Origin of the sequence: Mycobacterium sp. 852013-50091_SCH5140682 (assembly GCF_001665685.1) — a bacterium.
In the GTDB taxonomy this organism is placed as follows: domain Bacteria; phylum Actinomycetota; class Actinomycetes; order Mycobacteriales; family Mycobacteriaceae; genus Mycobacterium.
Map to the genome: position 1 here is coordinate 1 of NZ_LZTB01000027.1, position 660 is coordinate 660.

The 660-nt window shown below is 64.5% G+C and carries 1 protein-coding gene; it reads left to right on the forward strand.

Annotated elements, in window-relative coordinates; all coding sequences use genetic code 11:
- Positions 1-100 precede the first annotated feature (100 nt).
- Positions 101-529: an MmpS family transport accessory protein gene (locus A5784_RS08965; RefSeq protein WP_064944427.1), complete on the forward strand. Its 429-nt coding sequence runs from the start codon at positions 101-103 to the stop codon at positions 527-529.
- The last annotated feature ends 131 nt before the right edge of the window (positions 530-660 follow it).

Genomic DNA, 660 nt, shown 5'->3' on the forward strand with positions numbered 1-660 from the left:
CCAATCGACTTGATTGAAGTTAGCCGACTGTATAGGTTTCACTTGTCGTACGGCAAGGACAGCTGCCTCGTCGCGCATCCGAAAGGCTGACGAGCGAAACATGAAGCTCTTGAGACGGTTCTGGATCCCCGTGCTCATCCTCGTGGTGGTGGTCATCGGGGCTTTCACCGTGATGCGGGTCCGTACCTTCTTCGGCGCAGGCGACGGTTCGGGCACCGCCAGCGCCAAGGTCGACGACACCAAACCGTTCGACCCCAAAGTCGTGGTGTACGAAATCACCGGCGAGCCCGGCGCGACCGCCGACGTCAACTACCTCGACCTCAACGCCCAGCCGCAACGCGTCGACGGGGTGTCCCTGCCCTGGACGCTGCGGCTGGAGAGCACCGCCCCGTCGGTGTTCCCCAACATCGTGGCCCAGGGCGACGGCAGCACCATCAGCTGCCGCATCACCGTCGATGACGAACTCAAAGACCAGCGCACGTCCACCGGCGTCAACGCCCAGACCTTCTGCTTGGTGAAATCTGCATGAGCACTCCCACGCACGACGCGCCCACCGACGCCTTCCCGGCGAGCCCACCGCCCAAGCACGCCGCCGACCACAGTGGCATCGCCAAGTGGATCCGGCGCCTGGCGCTGCCCATCATCCTCGGCTGGATCGCC

Coding starts and splice junctions, on each gene's coding strand:
- A5784_RS08965 (WP_064944427.1), top strand. CDS start 101: ATGAAGCTCTTGAGACGGTTCTGGATCCCCGTGCTCATCCTCGTGGTG.